14 protein-coding genes are annotated in these 18,031 nt (G+C 42.2%); 5 read left to right on the forward strand and 9 right to left on the reverse strand.

Annotated features, from left to right (window positions below; genetic code table 11):
* Positions 1–64 precede the first annotated feature (64 nt).
* Together V7K85_RS06420 and V7K85_RS06425 are read left to right on the forward strand one after the other, a co-directional pair.
* Positions 65–1,576, forward strand: coding sequence for a BamA/TamA family outer membrane protein (locus tag V7K85_RS06420; RefSeq protein ID WP_334811926.1), 1,512 nt, complete (start codon positions 65–67; stop codon positions 1,574–1,576).
* A gap of 527 nt (positions 1,577–2,103) precedes the next feature.
* Positions 2,104–3,126, forward strand: coding sequence for an isopenicillin N synthase family dioxygenase (locus V7K85_RS06425; RefSeq protein WP_334811928.1), 1,023 nt, complete (start codon positions 2,104–2,106; stop codon positions 3,124–3,126).
* A 281-nt stretch (positions 3,127–3,407) separates the two neighbouring features.
* Here V7K85_RS06425 and V7K85_RS06430 read toward each other — a convergent pair whose 3' ends face one another.
* Entirely contained in the window at positions 3,408–4,442 is a 1,035-nt protein-coding gene (locus tag V7K85_RS06430; protein WP_334811930.1) for a pentapeptide repeat-containing protein, read from the reverse strand.
* A 338-nt stretch (positions 4,443–4,780) separates the two neighbouring features.
* Positions 4,781–5,662: a pentapeptide repeat-containing protein gene (locus V7K85_RS06435; protein ID WP_334811932.1), complete on the reverse strand. Its 882-nt coding sequence runs from the start codon at positions 5,660–5,662 to the stop codon at positions 4,781–4,783.
* Between the two features lie 634 nt (positions 5,663–6,296).
* Here V7K85_RS06435 and V7K85_RS06440 point away from each other — a divergent pair.
* Positions 6,297–7,184, forward strand: coding sequence for an NAD(P)-dependent oxidoreductase (locus V7K85_RS06440; protein WP_334811933.1), 888 nt, complete (start codon positions 6,297–6,299; stop codon positions 7,182–7,184).
* Positions 7,185–7,223: 39 nt separating this feature from the next.
* Positions 7,224–7,898: an O-methyltransferase gene (locus V7K85_RS06445; RefSeq protein WP_334811935.1), complete on the forward strand. Its 675-nt coding sequence runs from the start codon at positions 7,224–7,226 to the stop codon at positions 7,896–7,898.
* A gap of 527 nt (positions 7,899–8,425) precedes the next feature.
* Here the strand turns inward: V7K85_RS06445 and V7K85_RS06450 are convergent.
* The 6 genes from V7K85_RS06450 to V7K85_RS06475 form a co-directional block, all read right to left on the reverse strand.
* Complete coding sequence (locus V7K85_RS06450) at positions 8,426–9,514, reverse strand: sensor histidine kinase (RefSeq protein ID WP_334811937.1); 1,089 nt, start codon at positions 9,512–9,514, stop codon at positions 8,426–8,428.
* A 5-nt stretch (positions 9,515–9,519) separates the two neighbouring features.
* Complete coding sequence (locus tag V7K85_RS06455) at positions 9,520–10,230, reverse strand: response regulator transcription factor (RefSeq protein WP_334811939.1); 711 nt, start codon at positions 10,228–10,230, stop codon at positions 9,520–9,522.
* A 144-nt stretch (positions 10,231–10,374) separates the two neighbouring features.
* On the reverse strand, positions 10,375–11,073 hold the full coding sequence (locus V7K85_RS06460; protein ID WP_334811941.1) for a LabA-like NYN domain-containing protein: 699 nt from the start codon (positions 11,071–11,073) through the stop codon (positions 10,375–10,377).
* Between the two features lie 582 nt (positions 11,074–11,655).
* Positions 11,656–12,735, reverse strand: coding sequence for a fatty acid desaturase (locus V7K85_RS06465; protein WP_334811943.1), 1,080 nt, complete (start codon positions 12,733–12,735; stop codon positions 11,656–11,658).
* 217 nt (positions 12,736–12,952) lie between these two features.
* Positions 12,953–14,005 (reverse strand): fatty acid desaturase, encoded by a 1,053-nt coding sequence (locus V7K85_RS06470; RefSeq protein ID WP_334811945.1) that lies wholly within the window; start codon positions 14,003–14,005, stop codon positions 12,953–12,955.
* Positions 14,006–14,243: 238 nt separating this feature from the next.
* Entirely contained in the window at positions 14,244–15,059 is an 816-nt protein-coding gene (locus V7K85_RS06475; protein WP_334811947.1) for an acyl-CoA desaturase, read from the reverse strand.
* An 84-nt stretch (positions 15,060–15,143) separates the two neighbouring features.
* Between V7K85_RS06475 and V7K85_RS06480 the strand changes: the two genes are divergently transcribed.
* Positions 15,144–16,376, forward strand: a complete 1,233-nt coding sequence (locus tag V7K85_RS06480; protein ID WP_334811949.1) for a methionine gamma-lyase family protein — start codon at positions 15,144–15,146, stop codon at positions 16,374–16,376.
* Between the two features lie 137 nt (positions 16,377–16,513).
* Here V7K85_RS06480 and V7K85_RS06485 read toward each other — a convergent pair whose 3' ends face one another.
* Entirely contained in the window at positions 16,514–18,013 is a 1,500-nt protein-coding gene (locus V7K85_RS06485; RefSeq protein ID WP_334811951.1) for a tetratricopeptide repeat protein, read from the reverse strand.
* Positions 18,014–18,031 lie beyond the last annotated feature (18 nt).

An 18,031-nucleotide genomic window follows, 5' to 3' on the forward strand; every position in this document is an offset into this window, starting at 1 on the left:
TTAGCTCTCTCAACCTGCCGTCCATTCTATGTCGTAAACTTAATAACACTAACGGATTTTCAATATGCGAGTTCAAATAACTGTAGTTGCGATCGCAGTAATGTTAGTGGGTACGGAAAATCGGGAGGCCCTTGCAGACTTGCAATCTTCTACTCAGGATAGGGCTGGTAGTATTGTGACACCGGAAGCTACGATCCAGAAAGAGGGAGGGTCTGCCAAATATGGTAATTATATAGGAGCGACTTCAGTAAATGCCCAGACGATGGAATTTTCTCAGAAAGTTGTCAAAGATATCCAGATTCGTTTTATTAATGGAAAAGGTAAGTTATTCGATGACAAAGGTCAGCCGATTAAAGGGCGGACTCAGAAAGATTTTATCATTGGTCTGCTGAAACTCAAGCCTGGTCAGGTATTCCGTAAGGATTTACTTGAAGCGGACTTGCAACGATTGAGGAGATTAGAGTCATTCAATCAAGTCAATGTTTACCCTGAAGAAGATGTTTCCAGCGTTAATATCATCTATGAAATCAAAGAGCGTGACTTCCCTTCTCTAATCTTAGGAGGCGGTAATAACGATGATGTTGGCCTATACGGTCGGGTAGGTTATAAAGATGCAAATATCAGCGGTCTTAACGATAAATTAGATACAACTGTGCAGTTCAGCAGTAAAGATGTCCAGTTTAATGGTCAATTCACTAGTCGTTATCGTCCTGAAGAACCAAATCGCTTAGGCTATAGCATTAGAGCTTTTCGTCGTCGAGATATATCGGGAACCTTCAACGAAGATATCAGATTATCTAACGGCGATAAAGTGCGCGAGGGAAGATTTGGCGGTTCTGTGGGAGTTTTAGGAGCTTTTGATGAGTGGGATACATCAGTGGCACTCAACTATAGCAGAATTAGCCTACGGGATCACGAATATAACGTTGCACAAGTCGATAGATTAGGGAGTCCCTTATCTGTGAGCGGTACTGGCATTGATGACCTATTTACAGTATCATTTGCAATATCCAAAGATCAACGCGATCGCCGAGAGAATCCGACTCAAGGATCAATCCTCACCTTCAGCACAGAACAAGCGATTCCCATTGGACTGGGTAATATTTCCAGCAACCGCCTACGGGGAGACTATATTCAGTATTTACCAGTCAGTTGGATAGGTAATGGTAGAACAACCGACAATCCCGAAATGTTGGCGATTAATTTACAAATTGGCACAACTATTGGAGACTTTCCACCAGCTGATGCCTTTAATATTGGCGGACTAAATTCTGTTAGGGGTTACGGTTATGGTAAAGTTGCCAGTGGTCGAAGTTATGGTTTAGCTTCGGTGGAATATCGGTTCCCAATTTTTCAATCAATAGGAGGAGTTCTCTTTACTGACTTGGCCTCAGATTTCGGGTCTAGTGACACCGTGCTAGGAGAACCAGGAGTGCTGCCAGACAAACCTGGAAGTGGCTTTGGTTACGGTTTAGGATTGCGAGTCAAGTCATCCTTTGGGCTAATTCGAGGCGACTTAGCAATTAGCGACCAAGGAGAAATTAGATTTGAAGTTACTACAGGTCAGCGATTTTAATCCCAACTGTAATTGATAATTAGTTTTTACTTTGCGCTCCTTTGCGTTTACCTTTGCGTTCCTCTGCGTTTAAATCTTCTCTTCCTCAGTTTTAGGGCGTAATATCGCCAATATTGCTTCTTTTCCGCGTTTAGCGTCATGCGATAAGTTTTAAAAAATACCCGTTGATTTTGGGGATTGCCCACTTCCTTAAACCTTCCCGAGCCAAAGTATACCAAGGGAAAATTGGGAAACGCCTTTGCGATTTGGTCTTTGAGACGCTTCGTTTGTAAAGGAACTCTGTATGCTTTTACCCTGATCAAAGGCGGGGAGCGAAGTTGCTAAAAAAGTACACAAAGCACAGATGATAACCCACTTAAAGATACCGTTTTTCATTTTTGAAATGACTATTGTATTGCTTCAAAATCAATCTTCATTTGAAGGCGATCGCTTGATTTTGATCACTTTACATTTTTTATAAACAGGGTTCGGCTTCAGCCATAACCAAAATAAAGGAGCTAAGAATATATATTATTACCAACCTGAACATGAAAAACTTGCAAGTTGTGGAAAAAGGGTTTTCATCCGTCCCGATTATTGGTATCAGCGCCTTGGTTTCTGGAAAAGGCGATCGCTATTCCGTCGCATCACAAATTAGACAAGCATGTCGAGAATCGGGGTTTTTCTATATTATCGGACATGGTGTAGACGAAAGTTTGCAGCAGCGACTCGAAGAACTCAGCCGTCAGTTTTTCGCCCAGGATTTGGAAACTAAACTTAAAATCCGCATGGCTTTGGCAGGTATTGCATGGCGAGGTTATTTCCCGGTTGGTGGCGAACTGACATCCGGTAAACCCGACTTGAAAGAAGGTATTTACTTTGGCGCCGAACTGAGAGAGGAACACCCACTAGTGCAAGCTGGTACTCCTATGCATGGTTGCAACCTCTTCCCCACCAACATCCCCCAATTTGGCGAAACAGTGCTTGAATATATGCAGGCAATGACAAACTTGGGACATACTCTGATGACTGGTATAGCCCTGAGTTTGGGATTAGAAGAATCCTACTTTGCTGACCGTTACACTTCAGATCCGCTAGTGCTGTTTCGCATCTTCAACTATCCTCCTAATTTATCACCGTCAGATGGTGAACCGATATGGGGCGTTGGCGAACATACTGATTATGGCGTTTTGACCATTCTCAAGCAGGACGACTCAGGCGGATTACAGGTTAAATCCAAGTCAGGTTGGGTTGCTGCGCCTCCCGTTCCCGGTTCTTTTGTATGCAACATTGGCGATATGCTAGACAAGATGACGGCAGGTTTTTATCGTTCTACACCTCATCGTGTGCAGAACCAGTCCCAAAATCATCGCCTTTCGTTCCCTTTCTTTTTCGATCCCAATTTCGATGTAGAAGTGAAGCCGATTGAATTAGATAATATAGTGGCGAATCATAATATAGGCGATCGCTGGGATAAAGCTAATGTTCATGATTTTCGCGGAACCTATGGTGATTATGTGTTGAGTAAGGTGTCTAAGGTTTTTCCTGAATTGCGGCGATTTGTATTATAGGGTTTCAAGCCATTTCTTCGTTATGAGTCCCCTTCTGGTCAGGTTCTTGGATGTCAAATGCGCCCAAGGGTAGGTGTATAAATTCCCCAGCCGAAAAAAAGTGCTTCTATCTCAATCCCAGCAAGCATTTCACCCCACTAATGACCCAATTGTCATCCGCACGATCTCTGAAAAGCAATTGCAATTCATCTAAATCCCTATTAGAGATTCAAAACTGAAGACATCTACACTTCCCCAATTTATGAGGGTTTTTAGCCACCACGACCGAATACATTGATTACTCAGCATTGGTTTGAATTTTCTAAAGACAAGCCCAGTTGTGTGCGAAATTCTGGATTATAGCAGGCTTGATCCCAATTTTCAGCTGCTTTTAACTTTTGAAAAGTTAGGTGACGAGCGCTTTTCAGGTTAGCACTCTTGAGCTTGGCACCTTCAAGGTTGGCACCTTCAAGGTTGGCACCTTCAAGGTTGGCACCTTCAAGGTTGGCATTTTCAAGGTTGGCATTTTCAAGGTTGGCGTTGGAGAGTTTGGCACTTTCAAGGTTGGCATTTTCAAAGTTGGCGTTGGAGAGCTTGGCATCTTCAAAGTTGGCGTTGGAGAGCTTGGCATTTTCAAAGTTGGCACGTTCGAGGTGGGCACTCTTGAGGTCGGCACTGGAGAAGTCGGCAGTGGAGAAATTGGCACTCTTGAGGTTAGCACCTTCAAAGTTGACATTAAATAAGTTGGCATCTTCGATTTGGGTACTTTGTCCGAGGTCAACACTCTGGAGGTTGGCACGTTCGAGGTCGGCACCTTCAAAGTTGGCACGTTCGAGGTCAGCATCTTCAAGGTTTGCACTCTTGAGGTCGGCACTCTTAAGGTCGGCACTGCTTAGGTTAACATCTTCAAGGTTTGCACTCTTGAGGTCGGCACTCTTAAGGTCGGCACTGCTTAGGTCGGTACTATTGAGGTTGGCACGTTTGAGGTTGGCACGTTTGAGCTTGGCACTCTTAAGTTTGGCACCTTTGAGGTTGGCACTGGAGAAATTGGCATCTTCAAGGTTGGCACTGGAGAAATTGGCATCTTCAAGCTCGGCACCTTCAAGGTTGGCATCATTCAATGAAATATTGTTCAGAGTTTTTCCAGCCTTAACCAGTTTTTCCAGCGCTTCAATTCTTGCTGTACTGTCTTTCTGTCCTTGAACAGCTTCGACAGTATCCAAAAGTTGTTTTATTTCTATCTTTTTATATACAACAGTTCCCACAAAGATTACTAAAGCCACGAGGAGAATAGAACCAAAACGAATTGACTTAAAGCGATTATTTTTTTTGTCCATAATACTTTGCTAAATAAACTCACAAACTCAACTCGATTGCACTAGGTTTGCAGCTTTCTCCTGCTGAAATACTTTGACTTGATTTAAATAAGTGGGCGTAAATAATTAAAGGTTTGTAGTAAGCGGCTCTAGCCCCCAAAATAAGGCTGGAGGCGCTTACGACAAGTTAATTTAATTAGATTTACATTGCATAAGATAGTTGAATTTATTCTTGACCACTTACTTAATTGTTTTCGTAGAAGTAAATAATCCGTTGACTCATTGGGATTATAAAGATATCCGTAATCTTATGAAAGCTTCCCTCTTTAGACAAAACTTCGACTGTACAAGAAAATTGGTCAGCATTGGCTGGGGTTTCCTGGAGGTAAGCCTAGTTGTTTGCGAAATTCTCGGTCGTAGCAAGCTCTCTCCCAATTTTTAGCTGCTTTGAGCTTTTGAAGAGTTAGGTTTTGAGCATCTTCAAGGTTGGCACCTTGAAGATTGGCATCTTGAAGATTGGCATCTTGAAGATTTGTACTCTTGAGGTCGGCATCTTCAAGGTTGGCATTTTCAAGGTTGGCATTTTCAAGGTTGGCACTCTTGATATTGACACCTTCAAGGTTGACACCCTGAAGGTTGACATTGCTGAGTTTTGCACTCGTGATATTAGCCCCTTGAAGGTTAGCCCCTTGAAGGTTAGCACCTTGAAGGTTAGCACTACTGAAGTTGGTACTGCTGAGGTTAGCACCTTGAAGGTGGGCATCTCTGAGATTGACACTGGTTAGATTGGCACTGCTGAGGTTAGCACTGGTTAAGTTGGCATTGCCAAGGTTGGCACTGGTTAGGTTGGCCTTGCTGAGGTCGGCACTGCTGAGGTTGGCACTGCTAAGGTCGGCACTCTTGAGGTCGGCACTCTTGAGGTCGGCACGTTCCAGCTTGGCACTGCTGAGGTTGGCACTCTTGAGGTCGGCCTCTTCAAGGTCGGCATCTTCAAGGTTGACACTGGAGAAATCGACATCATTCAATGGAATATTATTCAGGGTATTATCAGCCTTAACCAGTTTTTCCAGCGCTTCAATTCTTGCTGTACTGTCTTTTTGTTCTTGAGCAACTTCGACACTATCCCAAAGTAGTTTTATTTGGATCTTTCTGACTACAACAATTCCCACAAATATTACTAAAGCTACAAGGGGAATAAAAGCAAAACCAATCGACCTAAAGCGATTATTTTGTATGTCCATGATACTTACTGAATAAACTCACAAACTCAACTCGATTGTGCTAGATTGACAATTTACTCTTTCTGAAATGCCTTGGCTTCATTTATTTGTTTCTCTAGAAGCAAATACTCCGTTGATTCATTGGCATGCATTATAGAACACCAAAAAATCCTGAATATGATTTACTGGCTTTGGTAATTTTATTAGTATCAATTTTGGATTATCCCACAGACTCTTAATTGAGGCAATAGTTTCATTTTTATCGTGCTGATTTTAATAAATAAAACCCTCAAAAACTCTGTATCATACACGGGTTATGATGCTAAAATGAGATATTCAAGGAAAATTAATAAAGCCTCTGAAGTCTGTGCTGAGGTTATGAGGAGAACTTAAAGATAAGTAAAAGGCATCTAATCCCACCTTATGCACATGATTAAACTTATTCACGCTGAGATTCGCACATTTGTTTGACAAATCTATGACAAATTCATGGCGCAAATGTGACGAAATTGATTATGCTGCTTAAAAGGTTCATGGTATTAAGCTTATCCGTGGTTTAATTTAAATACGGCATATATATCAATTTTCCGTAGTTTCTTGACAACTCAATTATCTTAATTAACTTGTCAGCCACAAAGTAAATATAAAATTTTCTATGCCTATCCAAACTATTGGTATTTTAAGTCCAGGTGATATGGGGCAAGCGATCGCAGCTGTTCTCAATCAACATGGATTGAAAACTATTGCGGCTTTAGACGATCGCAGTGAACGAACTCGGCAATTAGCAGCCGCAGCCAACATCCAAGATGTGGGTTCCCTCAGACAACTGGTAATTGAATCTGATCTAGTCTTGTCAGTTCTAGTCCCCGCAGCAGCGACCCAAGCAGCAAAGCAAGTAACTGAAGTGATCAGCAATGTTGGTAAACAGATCCTCTACGTTGATTGCAATGCGATCGCACCCCAAAAAGTCATAAATATCGCTCAACTTATTGAATCAGTTGGGGGAACATTCGTAGATGCATCAATTATTGGTCCACCACCGCGAGTTCCCAATCGCACCCGCATTTATACTTCCGGAAAACAGGCCAGTCAACTCCAACAACTGCGGGATCATGGCTTGGATGTGCGGGTGATTGGTGATGAAATTGGTCAGGCTTCCGGGTTGAAAATGTCCTACGCAGCCCTGACAAAAGGACTTACAGCAATCGGCACAGAATTACTAATAGCAGCCCATCGTTTAGGGTTAGATAAGGAATTATGGGATGAAGTGTCTAGTAGCCAACAGGAACTTGCTAGTATATTAACCCGTTCAATTCCATCGATGACACCGAAAGCGCATCGTTGGGTAGGAGAAATGGAAGAGATTGCAGAAACCTTTAAAGAGTTAGGTCTGACTGAGGACATTTTTCATGGAGCAGCTGATGTTTACCGTTTGGTGAAAGAAACCTCTTTGGGTAAGGAAACACCAGAAGAATGCGATCGCGATCGCCCGTTGGATGAAATCATTACAATCCTCTCCAATGAAGCAATGTCCGACACCTAATCTTGAGTATTTTATAGATGGGGTAAAAAGCGAGAATCTATGACTCAAGAGCAATGGACTGCGGTTGACCGTTACTTTACTGATTTACTTGTGCCACCAGACCCGGCGCTGGATACGGCGCTCCAGACCAGCGCCGCGGCCGGACTGCCGCCGCACAACGTTTCACCGAACCAGGGCAAGCTGCTGCTGTTGTTGGCGCAGATCCAAGGGGCACGAACTATCCTGGAGATTGGCACGTTGGGCGGCTACAGTACTATCTGGCTGGCGCGGGCGCTACCCAGTAACGGCCGTCTGATCACCCTGGAGGCTAACCCAAAGCACGCCGAAGTCGCCCGCGCCAATATCGCCCACGCTGGTCTGTCCGACATCGTTGACCTGCGCCTCGGACAGGCACTCTCTACGCTGCCACAGATTGCCGCCGAGGGTCACAGCCCATTTGACCTGATCTTCATTGACGCCCACAAGCCAAACAATCCAGATTACTTCGCGTGGGCGCTCAAGCTTTCCCGTCGCGGCAGCCTGATCATCGCCGATAATGTTGTGCGTGACGGAGCGGTGATTGATGCTGCCAGCGGCGATCCTAGCATCCAGGGGGTGCGCCGCTTCAATGAACTGCTTGCCTCTGAGCCGCGCGTCAACGCCACGGCAATCCAAACCGTGGGCAGTAAAGGATATGACGGCTTTGCGATCGCGATTATCACCGCTGACCAATAGGGTATTGAGCCAATATCCGTGAATTTATTGCTGAATTTTTGGAATCGCTCTTTAAGCTTGGAGGTTACTGAGCGACCTGTCCTGAGCGGAGCCGAAGGAAGTCGAAGTATGGTCACTTCCCGACCAGGGTGATCTAGCGCTTGTTGGAAAACATTGATGGTAGGATTACCTAAATTGCACTGCGTTCTTTGCCTTTTTCTTAACATCAAAATAATCATCTGCTAATCACCCAAAATAGCAAGAGATTGTTATTTGCTCAATCTTAGGAACGATTTTGAGGGAATAGGTAGGCGATCGCAGCGTAACCTGAAATACTGACTAAACCAACCAAAAAAGCAGCCAGAACAAAAGTAGACATACAGAATTCTACCCAAATGCCAAATAAACTTTATATTCCAAACAATTCAAAAATCTCGGCATCGATCAAAAAAACAAGATTTTAGATACTTTCAAATTAGCAATTGGATATGACACAGCCATGACTACCTTGTGTCAATGCCTTGTATCTAAAGGGTTTTTACTCAACGTTAAGCCAAAGGCAGAAAAAACCGAAACGTACTGCCAACTCCCAATTCGCTTTCTACTTGAATCTGACCGCCTTGTAGTTCAATCAAACGACGGGAAATAGTTAAGCCAATACCAGTACCTCCTGAATGGCGATCGCGCGATTGGTCAGCTCGCCAGAAGCGCTCAAACACATGGGGCAAATTTTCTGGAGCGATACCAATACCTGTATCCATAACCGCAATCCAGAGAAGAGAAGCTTCAGTCCCAGCCCGAATGGTAATTGAACCTTCGTTAGTATAACGTACTGCATTACCTAGCAGATTTACCAACACCTGTTCTGTGCGGTCAATATCTGCCAATACAGGAGGTAGCACAGATGGACATTGCAAGAGCAGAACTGGCCCATCTTCCAACAATTGGTCGGTGAATTTCTCCACTAATGACTCTAACAACGGACGCAGATTTACCCGTTGTATATTAATTGGTAGATAACCAGCTTCTGCCTTAGATAGTTCTTGTAAATCGTTCACCAAGCGCTCTAAGCGCCTAGTTTCTCTAGCTAAACGCCGATAAATTTCAGGAGACGCTTCAATTTCCCCATCAGCCAGTTCTTCCAAGTAACCGCGCACAACAGTTAACGGTGTTCGTAGTTCATGGGTCATATCTCCAATCACTTCTCGCCGCCGCGCTTCTACCCCTTCTAAACTGGCTGCCATCAGGTTGAAACTAGCACCTAATCCACTGAGTTCTGGAATGTCAGACATAGGTAGTCGCGCATCCATCTGACCAGCAGCAAATTTTTGGGTGATTTGTTCCATCTCGGTCAACCGCTGCATAATCCGGCTGGACACCCAGTAACTCAATCCTCCGGCTGCGGTGGTGCCGACTAAGACTGACCAAAGAGTGCTTCGCTGCCAAGCAAGTTCAAATCCTGTAACTAATTCAGTCCGGACATCAATTAAGTCAAACCCCTGATTTTCTAATCGTTCCAAATGTAAGACAAACAACCTGGGAGAAGAGATTTTGCTGATGCTAACCAGACTAGCTACCCCCACAATCATTACTACTAAATGGGAGAAAAATAGCCGCCCTCTCAGCCCCATCTTCATAAGATTTACGCCACCAGAGGGTCTTCAAATTTATACCCCACCCCAACAACTGTTTTAATAAAAGTGGGATTTGCCGGGTCAGGCTCAATCTTTTTTCGCAACCGAGCTACATGAGTATCCACTACTCGTTCATCGCCAAAAAAGTTATCTCCCCAAAGTTTATCAATTAGTTGAGTGCGGTTCCAAACTCTACTAGGATTGCTGACAAAGGTGGTTAGCAAGTTAAATTCTAGGGTAGTTAAGTCCAAAATTTCAACTTCTTTGGAATTCAGCTGACGACTGGCAGTGCGCTGGTCTGCATCTACGATAAAGTGTTGGGTACGATTGACTTGATGTTGTCCCCCTTGGCGGAGGCTCCGCCGCAATAGTGCCCGCACCCTAGCTACCAACTCTCTGGGGCTAAAAGGTTTTACCATGTAATCATCAGCACCAGTAGATAGACCAATAACGCGATCAATTTCCTCACCCTTAGCCGTGAGCATCAAAATATAAGGATCTTTTACACCTGGTTTCTGGCGAATTCTGGCACAAACTTCCAACCCATCCAAACCAGGAATCATTAAATCTAGAATGATTAAATCAGGTGGTTGCTCCTGAAACATCCGCAAAGCATTCATGCCATCGCGGCTAATGCGACAAAAAAATCCTTCTTTTTCTAAAGAGAGTTCGATTAAATGAGCAATTTCTGGTTCATCTTCAACTATTAAAATATCCATTTCAATTAAGACCGAGCAAAATACGCAGATTCAACTGGGGACTAAGACGGGTATGGATGGGGATTCAAACCCCACCCAACCTGATAAACCTTCTACAGGCAAGCAATAGCTCAGTATAGATTTCGAGAGATTTAAAATAGGGTTTTAAAGGTTTGAATTTGAGGGCGTGCGATAACTATAGCCAAGATGAGAATCTTTTTGTATGTGTGCTTTAATACTCTCGAAGTCAATGAAGCAGTCAGCAACATCAATCAAGCTTTCACTAGTGGTCGTTTGCAAACTTACCACTTCCACCCGAACCCCCATTCTGCTGACAGCGTTCACAGCATAGGCTAAATCTCCATCCCCACTGACTAAAACCGCAGTATCATAATAAGGAGCTAAAGTTATCATGTCTACAGCAATTTCTACGTTCAGATTTGATTTTTTGAAATTCTCTGATGGCAGAACTAGCTCTTTTGCCACTACACGATAGCCATTACGACGCATCCACAATAGAAAACCCTGTTGCTTTTCATTGCTGATCTCAACCCCAGTATAAAAGAAAGCACGCAACAGTCTTGAACCGTTGGTTAAACGACACAGCAATTTAACGTAGTCAATTTCTATACCGAGTTGCAAAGCTGTATGAAATAGGCTTAAGCCATCAATAAAAATAGCAACTCGACCACGATTGAAGCTATTGAAAATCGAACTATCAGATGCAGTATCTTGCATCTTCTTGGTATCTTTACCTTTGACAGCAGTATCGCTCAAATTTTGTCCTTGCCAATGTGGTTTAGCTTTGAGTACTTTAGATTCCTTAAATTCATTTCTTTGTTTGCTAAAATTAGTTATAATCATTGATACCTCTGATTTTAAAGCTGGAAAGAGTTTTGGGTAAATTGTTTATAGTATAGTCTGTGCTGATTTATAAACCTAGCAGGTAATGGTCTTAAGTCACTACATGCAGATAAACTTAACTGGCGCCCAAGAGGATTCAAAGTAGACAGCCGAAGGGTTTGTCACTGTTGTCAGGGTTGGTTTGAGGAGATATTACCTCTGCCCACAGATATGTTAATCTTTACCCACGGAGACAGCAAGAGTTTGGAGAAAATAAATCCTAACTGTCAGGGTAGGGGCAAGAATCCGCGAACGTCATCTATCTATTTTTATTTTACCTCTGTATTTTAATAAGCTTACAGCCAGGAAGTTGAAATTTACGGCAGGCTAAGGACACTCAAATACTGACAGAGTTAGAAGCACTAATAATGTAATATGCGATCGCCCCTCAAAAGGTAAGTTTTCTTAAGGTATTTGGGTAATCTGGAATGCAATTTCTATCAAGGTTTATCTTAATGAAGGAGTGCTCAACCTTCAATAGTCAGAAAGCACTGATGAAAATACAAAATTCCCGACTTTTTAAAGAAGTCGGGAATCTGAGTCTTAGCCTTTAGCTAACTTATTATTGGATGTGTAGTAAACCTTACTACCAGTATCAGGTACAAAATGGCAGATGATACATGAATTCCATAATGACTTCCAAATTGGTTCTTCCGATTTGTGGAAATACTCACCCATCACTGGTTTTATTGCCTCAGTTGCCTTCAGCAAATTGTAGTGAGGGATGTTAAGGAATATATGGTGAGCAACATGAGTACCGATATCATGATGGATATGATTGATCAAACCATAATTACGGTCAATGCTAGAAACTGCACCTTTCAGGAAAGTCCAATCTTCTCCACGATACCAGGGAAGCTCTGGCTCGGTATGATGCAAGAATGTTACCAAATCTAGCCAAATTACGAACACAATGTAGGGTACAGCGTAATATTTCAATAACCACATCCAACCCCATTGGTAGGTAAGAAAAGCTAGCAAACCTACCATACCAATCAAAAGTACAGTACTAGTGATGACATCCCATTTTTCCGATGGTTTGAAAAGCGAACTGCTGGGCAAAAAGTGGGAGCCTTCCTTATTAGGAGAACGCTTAAACAGATACACAGGATAAGCCAATAAAAAAACATAATATCTGCCTATCTTTTGTGCTAAAGGCATCTCCTTGTATTCTGATTCTGTCACAGGATACCAGCTTTCATCGTTATCGATATTGCCAGTATTTTTGTGATGGGTTCTGTGACTAATCCGCCAACCATGATAAGGAACAAGTATTGGTGTGTGAGAAAGATGTCCAATCAAATCATTGAGCCATTTCTGCTTAGAAAAAGATTGGTGTCCGCAGTCATGTCCGACTACAAACAAAGCCCAAAACATCGTTCCTTGCATTAACCAGAAAATCGGGAAGAAAAGCCAAGAATCCAGGTAATGAGCTACTGCATAAAGCAGACCGATAATCAGGATGTCACGAAAGAAGTAAAAAAGTGATTTTGTCACATTGGGTTGAAAGCATTCAGCAGGAATTGCAGCTTTTAAATCCTGAAGAGTGAAAGGTAATTTAGTCGTATCCTCAGACGTTTCACTGTCAAGAGGATTGTTGAACCTGATAATATTTGATTGCACTGGATTCTTTTGTTGGATATAAATCGGAACTTTATTTGAGACAAGATAATCTCACCTTTAGGATGCCCACGAAACTAGCGATCGCTAACATCCAATCGGATAAATTCTGGCAATTTACCTAAAATTTTAGTCAGCAAACAATTGCCAGATTCTATTTGAACACAGCACGATAAACGCTCTCGTTGGTGCAAGAGCGTAAGTGTAATTACAACGCTATTTATCGCTCTGTGTAATATTCGTTAAAAGTCTTATAGCCAACATCAGTTATGTACAGTTGACACTGATCTGTAATCTGCTTCATTAAAAGCCAAGAAAACTGACAATCATCATGCAGATAAGTCCCCCAATTTTCTTTGATGCTGCTGTAAGCTAGCCGCAAATTATAAGAGGGAATCGCAGTGGAAATATGATGAGGGACATGAACATTGATATCGTGGCACAGGATTTCTATCCAACGCGGATAATCGCAATGGATAGTGCCAAATAGCTGTGCTAGAGCTTCGTTCCACTTGTTCGCTGTCACAAAAGGAACATCTGCGGCAGTATGGTGAACAATAGTAAAAGTACTCATCCAAAAATGGTAAATCATCCAGGGCACTAGCCAAAATTTGACAAATCCCCAGATACCAGTTGTGGCGATGAGAATCGGGAAAGCGATCGCTGCAAACACAACTACTACAGCCACAGAAAGCTTGATACTCGATTGGTCTTTAGTTTTAAAGTTCCGCCAATCAAAATGCACAACTGCCCAATGTCCAATGGAACCTACCCACCAGAAGCGTTTACGCATGAACAGTTCAAAAGCAGACTGCCGGGTTTTATCCCAATTTTCAAACACTTCTGGTCTGATTGGATGCCAAGCGTTATCCTCATCCAGTTTGTTGGTATGAGTATGGTGATAATTATGCTTAATCCGCCAACTGTGAAAGGGGTAAATTAACGGCATCATGAAAAAATGCCCCACCAAATCATTTACCCAACGACGTTTGGCAAAAGACCTGTGACCACAATCATGGGCAATTACAAAAAAACCTGTTAAAGCAGTACCCGTAAAAATCCAAGCTAGGGGCAAAAGAAACCAAGGAGTGATGGCCAGGCTGTAATAGCCCAAGGCAACTGCTAAGACACTGATTATTACTTGTGTCCAAGCTTTGCGACGGTTCTGCTGAAAACATTCCCGTGGCAGGGTTTTGACAATATCTTTGAGCCTTAGATCGGAATTACCAGGCTCGTCACTTAATTTCTGGCTGTTAATTATTGATGTAGTCATGAACACCTGAAAAACAACAAACTCCTCCACCAAGTCACCAAAAAGCAACTTGCCGCAAAATTTCTTAACATTAGCGCTTCGGATTATAGCAACCTAACCGACACAAGCGCACCCGTAAATAGACTTTTGAAAAGTGAGAAGTTAGAAGTGATGAGTTATGAGTTAAAAAAGATAGAAATTTTAACTTATAACCTGAGGCGGAGCGTCTCCGGCTTTGCTCCTAACTCCTAACTCATCACTAATTTTTGTTTGCCAACTTCACATTAGTAGCCAGACCAAGCACTTGTAGCAATTGAACAGTCATCCAAGTTAAATCGATTTCCCACCATTCCAGCCCATGACGAGCTGAGTATTGAAAGGCATGATGGTTATTATGCCAGCCTTCACCGAAAACTAGTACGGCTACCCACCAACAATTAGTCGATCTATCACCAGAATCATAGCTCTGATAGCCAAATTTATGAGTAGCGCTGTTTACCAACCAAGTGCAGTGATAAACCCAGACAATGCGAACAAAAATTCCCCAAATAACAAAAGGCCAGCCACCCAGAAGTAAAAGCAGTACACCTAGAGCAACTTGGATCAAAATGAAATATTTTTCTAAAAACTGATAAACTGGGTCTTCGGCAATGTCTTTGGTAAAACGAGGAACTTGAGCGTGAGCCGGACAATAATGAATCAGCCAATCCATGTGGCTCCACCAGAAGCCTTTATTAGAATCATGGGGGTCAGAGTCCGTATCAGAGTTTAAATGATGAATCCGATGTGTCCCGATCCACTCAATTGGGCCTCCTTGACAGGAGAGTGTGCCGAAGAAAACCAGGAGATACTCAAGCCACTTGGGAGTTTGAAAACTGCGGTGGGTAACAAGGCGGTGAAATCCCAGAGTAACGCCTAAACCACCAGTCACCCAGTACAGCAAGAAACCCACACCAACTGCTGTCCAGCTAAAGTTACCAGGAACAAAGGCAAACAAAGCGCCGATGTGCAGTCCAATGAAAAAGAGGGTATTAACCCAGTTAATTTGAGGTTTAGTTAAGGTAGCAATTGTCATGCAGTAACCTGAATTTGAATTTTCCAGCCTAGTCTGTGCGCTTTTAAAATCCGCATATCTATAATTTTTTTGAACGAGGAACTGATGAACAGCTTAGAACAGCTGCGGCAAGCAGAACAGGCACTGTTAGAAATTTTTTTTGGAATTGACACTCAGGTCAAGCATAATCTAAAACGAGTGCTGGATGCCTTTCGTAATCACCGTGTAGGCGCACACCACTTTGCTGGTGTAAGTGGCTATGGTCACGATGATTTAGGACGAGAAACTTTAGATAAAGTTTTTGCTGAAGTTATGGGTTCCGAAGCTGCGGCCGTGCGAGTGCAGTTTGTTTCGGGAACTCATGCGATCGCCTGTGCTTTGTTTGGTGTGCTTCGTCCTGGAGATGAGATGTTAGCAGTGGTCGGTTCTCCCTACGATACGCTTGAAGAAGTCATTGGTTTACGGGGTCAAGGTCAAGGTTCCCTTATTGAGTTTGGCATAAATTACCGCCAATTGGAGCTAACGCCCGAAGGAACTATAGATTGGCAAGCTTTAAGTAGTAGTGTGGCTGAAAACACTCGTTTAGTGTTAATTCAGCGCTCTTGTGGCTATTCTTGGCGTCCTAGTTTATCAATTGCCGATATTGAAAAAATCGTCCACTTAGTCAAACAGCAAAACCCGAACACCGTTTGCTTTGTGGATAACTGCTACGGTGAATTTATCGAAACCAGGGAACCTACAGCCGTCGGTGCTGATTTAATCGCAGGGTCATTGATTAAAAATCCTGGTGGCACCATTGTTAGCGCTGGCGGTTATGTTGCAGGTCGCGCCGACTTAGTGGAAGCAGCCGCCTGTCGCCTCACTGCTCCCGGTATCGGTAGTTATGGCGGTGCTACTTTTGACCAAAATCGCCTGCTGTTCCAAGGACTATTTCTGGCTCCGCAAATGGTAGGAGAGGCGATGAAAGGGACTTATCTTACTGGTTATGTATTTGACAAACTCGGTTATCCAGTCAATCCCGCACCCCTGGCTCCCCGTGGGGATGTAATTCAGGCAATTAAACTCGGTTCTGCCGAAAAGCTAATTGCTTTCTGTAAAGCCATACAACAGCATTCTCCGATCGGTTCCTACTTAGACCCTATTCCAGATGAAATGCCGGGGTATGAGAGCCAGGTAGTCATGGCTGGGGGGACATTTATTGAAGGGAGTACCTTGGAATTATCGGCAGATGGGCCATTGCGTGAGCCGTATGTGGTTTATTGCCAGGGGGGGACTCATTGGACTCATGTGGCGATCGCATTAGACGCTGCAATCAATGCAGTAGGAAGCGGTGGTTAATCATTATAGCATATATTCCGCACCGCATGAGGTTTATTGAGAAATTAGTGAAAGCGATCGCATTACTAATCTTGTGACAAGTTCAAGGTAATTTTTATTTCTTCTCATTATCCGATCTGGTAGAGGTTAGGATAAATTTAATTGGAAGATTGGGGCTTTCTCTGCTGAAGCTTCTGGATTTTATAAATAATTTTTTTGTATTTATCTGTTGCTCCTTGTTTTTTGTAAAGAGTTGCTGCTTTCTGATAACTTTTAATTGCTTCTTGTTTATTTTGTAAGTTATTCTCATAAACAAAACCACGACTTTTATAGGCATCAACTGAGTTAGGAGAAAGGCGAATAGCTTTGGTATAGTCGTCGATTGCTGCCTGGTATTTTTTTAGAGAATATTGAGTATCACCGCGTTTCCTGTACGCATTAACATTTTTAGGTGCAATTTGAATAGCTTGGTTATAATCTTTAATTGCTGCCTGATAATCTTTGATAAAATGGCGGTTCTGACCACGTTTTATATAAGCGTTAACATTTTTAGGAGCAATTTGAATAGCTTGGGTATAATCTTTAATTGCTGCTTGATAATTTTTTTGCAAATAGTGGTCATTGCCACGTTTCATATAATCAATATTTTTATGATTAATCTCAAGCTTATTTTTTCCTTGATTTTCTAAATTAGTAAATTGTGTCTCTGAAAAAGAGTTACAAAATCCTAAAAGTGCAGCAACTACAATCACACTAATAGCAATGACGACGTTTGAAGTAGCTTGATTTTCATAGCCAATAAGTCGCCGAATTGGTTGAGTATAAATTGTTTCACTAACTTCACTCTCGATTACAGCTACAACTTTATCTTTAAGATTTAAATCATTTTGGATAGTCTTTAATTTTTCACGCTCTTGCTCACTAACACTGTTACTTCGTCGAATTATCATAAAAAATTCTTGTTTATATCGTTGTAATTTTTGATTATATTCTTGTTCGGCTTGGGCAGTTATTTCTTGTTCTATTACTTCTATATATTTATTTTTTAATTCTAAATTATGCTTGATACTGATTAAAGTATTTAGTGTTTGAGCACTCAGAGGATACTCCTTCTGAATCGCAGTAGAAAAAATCTGCCTATATTCCTGTAATTTTTGATAGTCTTGTTTAAGTTTTTCAATTATTTCTTCCAGACCTTCAGCTATCTTAGCAAAGGCTCCATCAGTGTCTGATGATTTTTTTACAGCTATTCTAGATTTCGGTAGTGGATTGAAATCATCCAATACTTTCTCCCAGCCATGAACTTCGCGTATGAGCAAAGGTACAACAATGATTTCTTCCTGTTTACCTTTCTGTAATATCCACTGAATTTCAGTAGAAAATGAAGTTGTATTTTGAATTAGAGAAATCAATTGTGGGTTAACAAGTAGTGCAACCACATCAGATGTCCTTAAAATGTTAAAGTTATGATTATTTTTTTCATCAGAAAAATGTGATGTATCAAGCGAGTATTTACACCATTCCATAAACACACCTGAGTCCTTCAATGTACTCAAGTGCTTATCTAAATCTTGTCGAAGATTTTCATCTTGACGACTAGAACATGAGTAGATAAATACTATTTGAATATTTTTGGTGGAGCTAGGGGATAAAGACATAACCCTCAGTCAATAAAA

This window comes from Nostoc sp. (genome assembly GCF_036917615.1).
Lineage (GTDB): Bacteria > Cyanobacteriota > Cyanobacteriia > Cyanobacteriales > Nostocaceae > Nostoc.

Bases quoted from the DNA above. Each gene is read 5' to 3' on its own strand.
- V7K85_RS06450 (WP_334811937.1), bottom strand. From the start codon at position 9,514: ATGAAGATGGGGCTGAGAGGGCGGCTATTTTTCTCCCATTTAGTAGTA.
- V7K85_RS06420 (WP_334811926.1), top strand. From the start codon at position 65: ATGCGAGTTCAAATAACTGTAGTTGCGATCGCAGTAATGTTAGTGGGT.
- V7K85_RS06460 (WP_334811941.1), bottom strand. From the start codon at position 11,073: ATGATTATAACTAATTTTAGCAAACAAAGAAATGAATTTAAGGAATCT.
- V7K85_RS06485 (WP_334811951.1), bottom strand. From the start codon at position 18,013: ATGTCTTTATCCCCTAGCTCCACCAAAAATATTCAAATAGTATTTATC.
- V7K85_RS06470 (WP_334811945.1), bottom strand. From the start codon at position 14,005: ATGACTACATCAATAATTAACAGCCAGAAATTAAGTGACGAGCCTGGT.
- V7K85_RS06475 (WP_334811947.1), bottom strand. From the start codon at position 15,059: ATGACAATTGCTACCTTAACTAAACCTCAAATTAACTGGGTTAATACC.
- V7K85_RS06440 (WP_334811933.1), top strand. From the start codon at position 6,297: ATGCCTATCCAAACTATTGGTATTTTAAGTCCAGGTGATATGGGGCAA.
- V7K85_RS06455 (WP_334811939.1), bottom strand. From the start codon at position 10,230: ATGGATATTTTAATAGTTGAAGATGAACCAGAAATTGCTCATTTAATC.
- V7K85_RS06480 (WP_334811949.1), top strand. From the start codon at position 15,144: ATGAACAGCTTAGAACAGCTGCGGCAAGCAGAACAGGCACTGTTAGAA.
- V7K85_RS06445 (WP_334811935.1), top strand. From the start codon at position 7,224: ATGACTCAAGAGCAATGGACTGCGGTTGACCGTTACTTTACTGATTTA.
- V7K85_RS06430 (WP_334811930.1), bottom strand. From the start codon at position 4,442: ATGGACAAAAAAAATAATCGCTTTAAGTCAATTCGTTTTGGTTCTATT.
- V7K85_RS06425 (WP_334811928.1), top strand. From the start codon at position 2,104: ATGAAAAACTTGCAAGTTGTGGAAAAAGGGTTTTCATCCGTCCCGATT.
- V7K85_RS06435 (WP_334811932.1), bottom strand. From the start codon at position 5,662: ATGGACATACAAAATAATCGCTTTAGGTCGATTGGTTTTGCTTTTATT.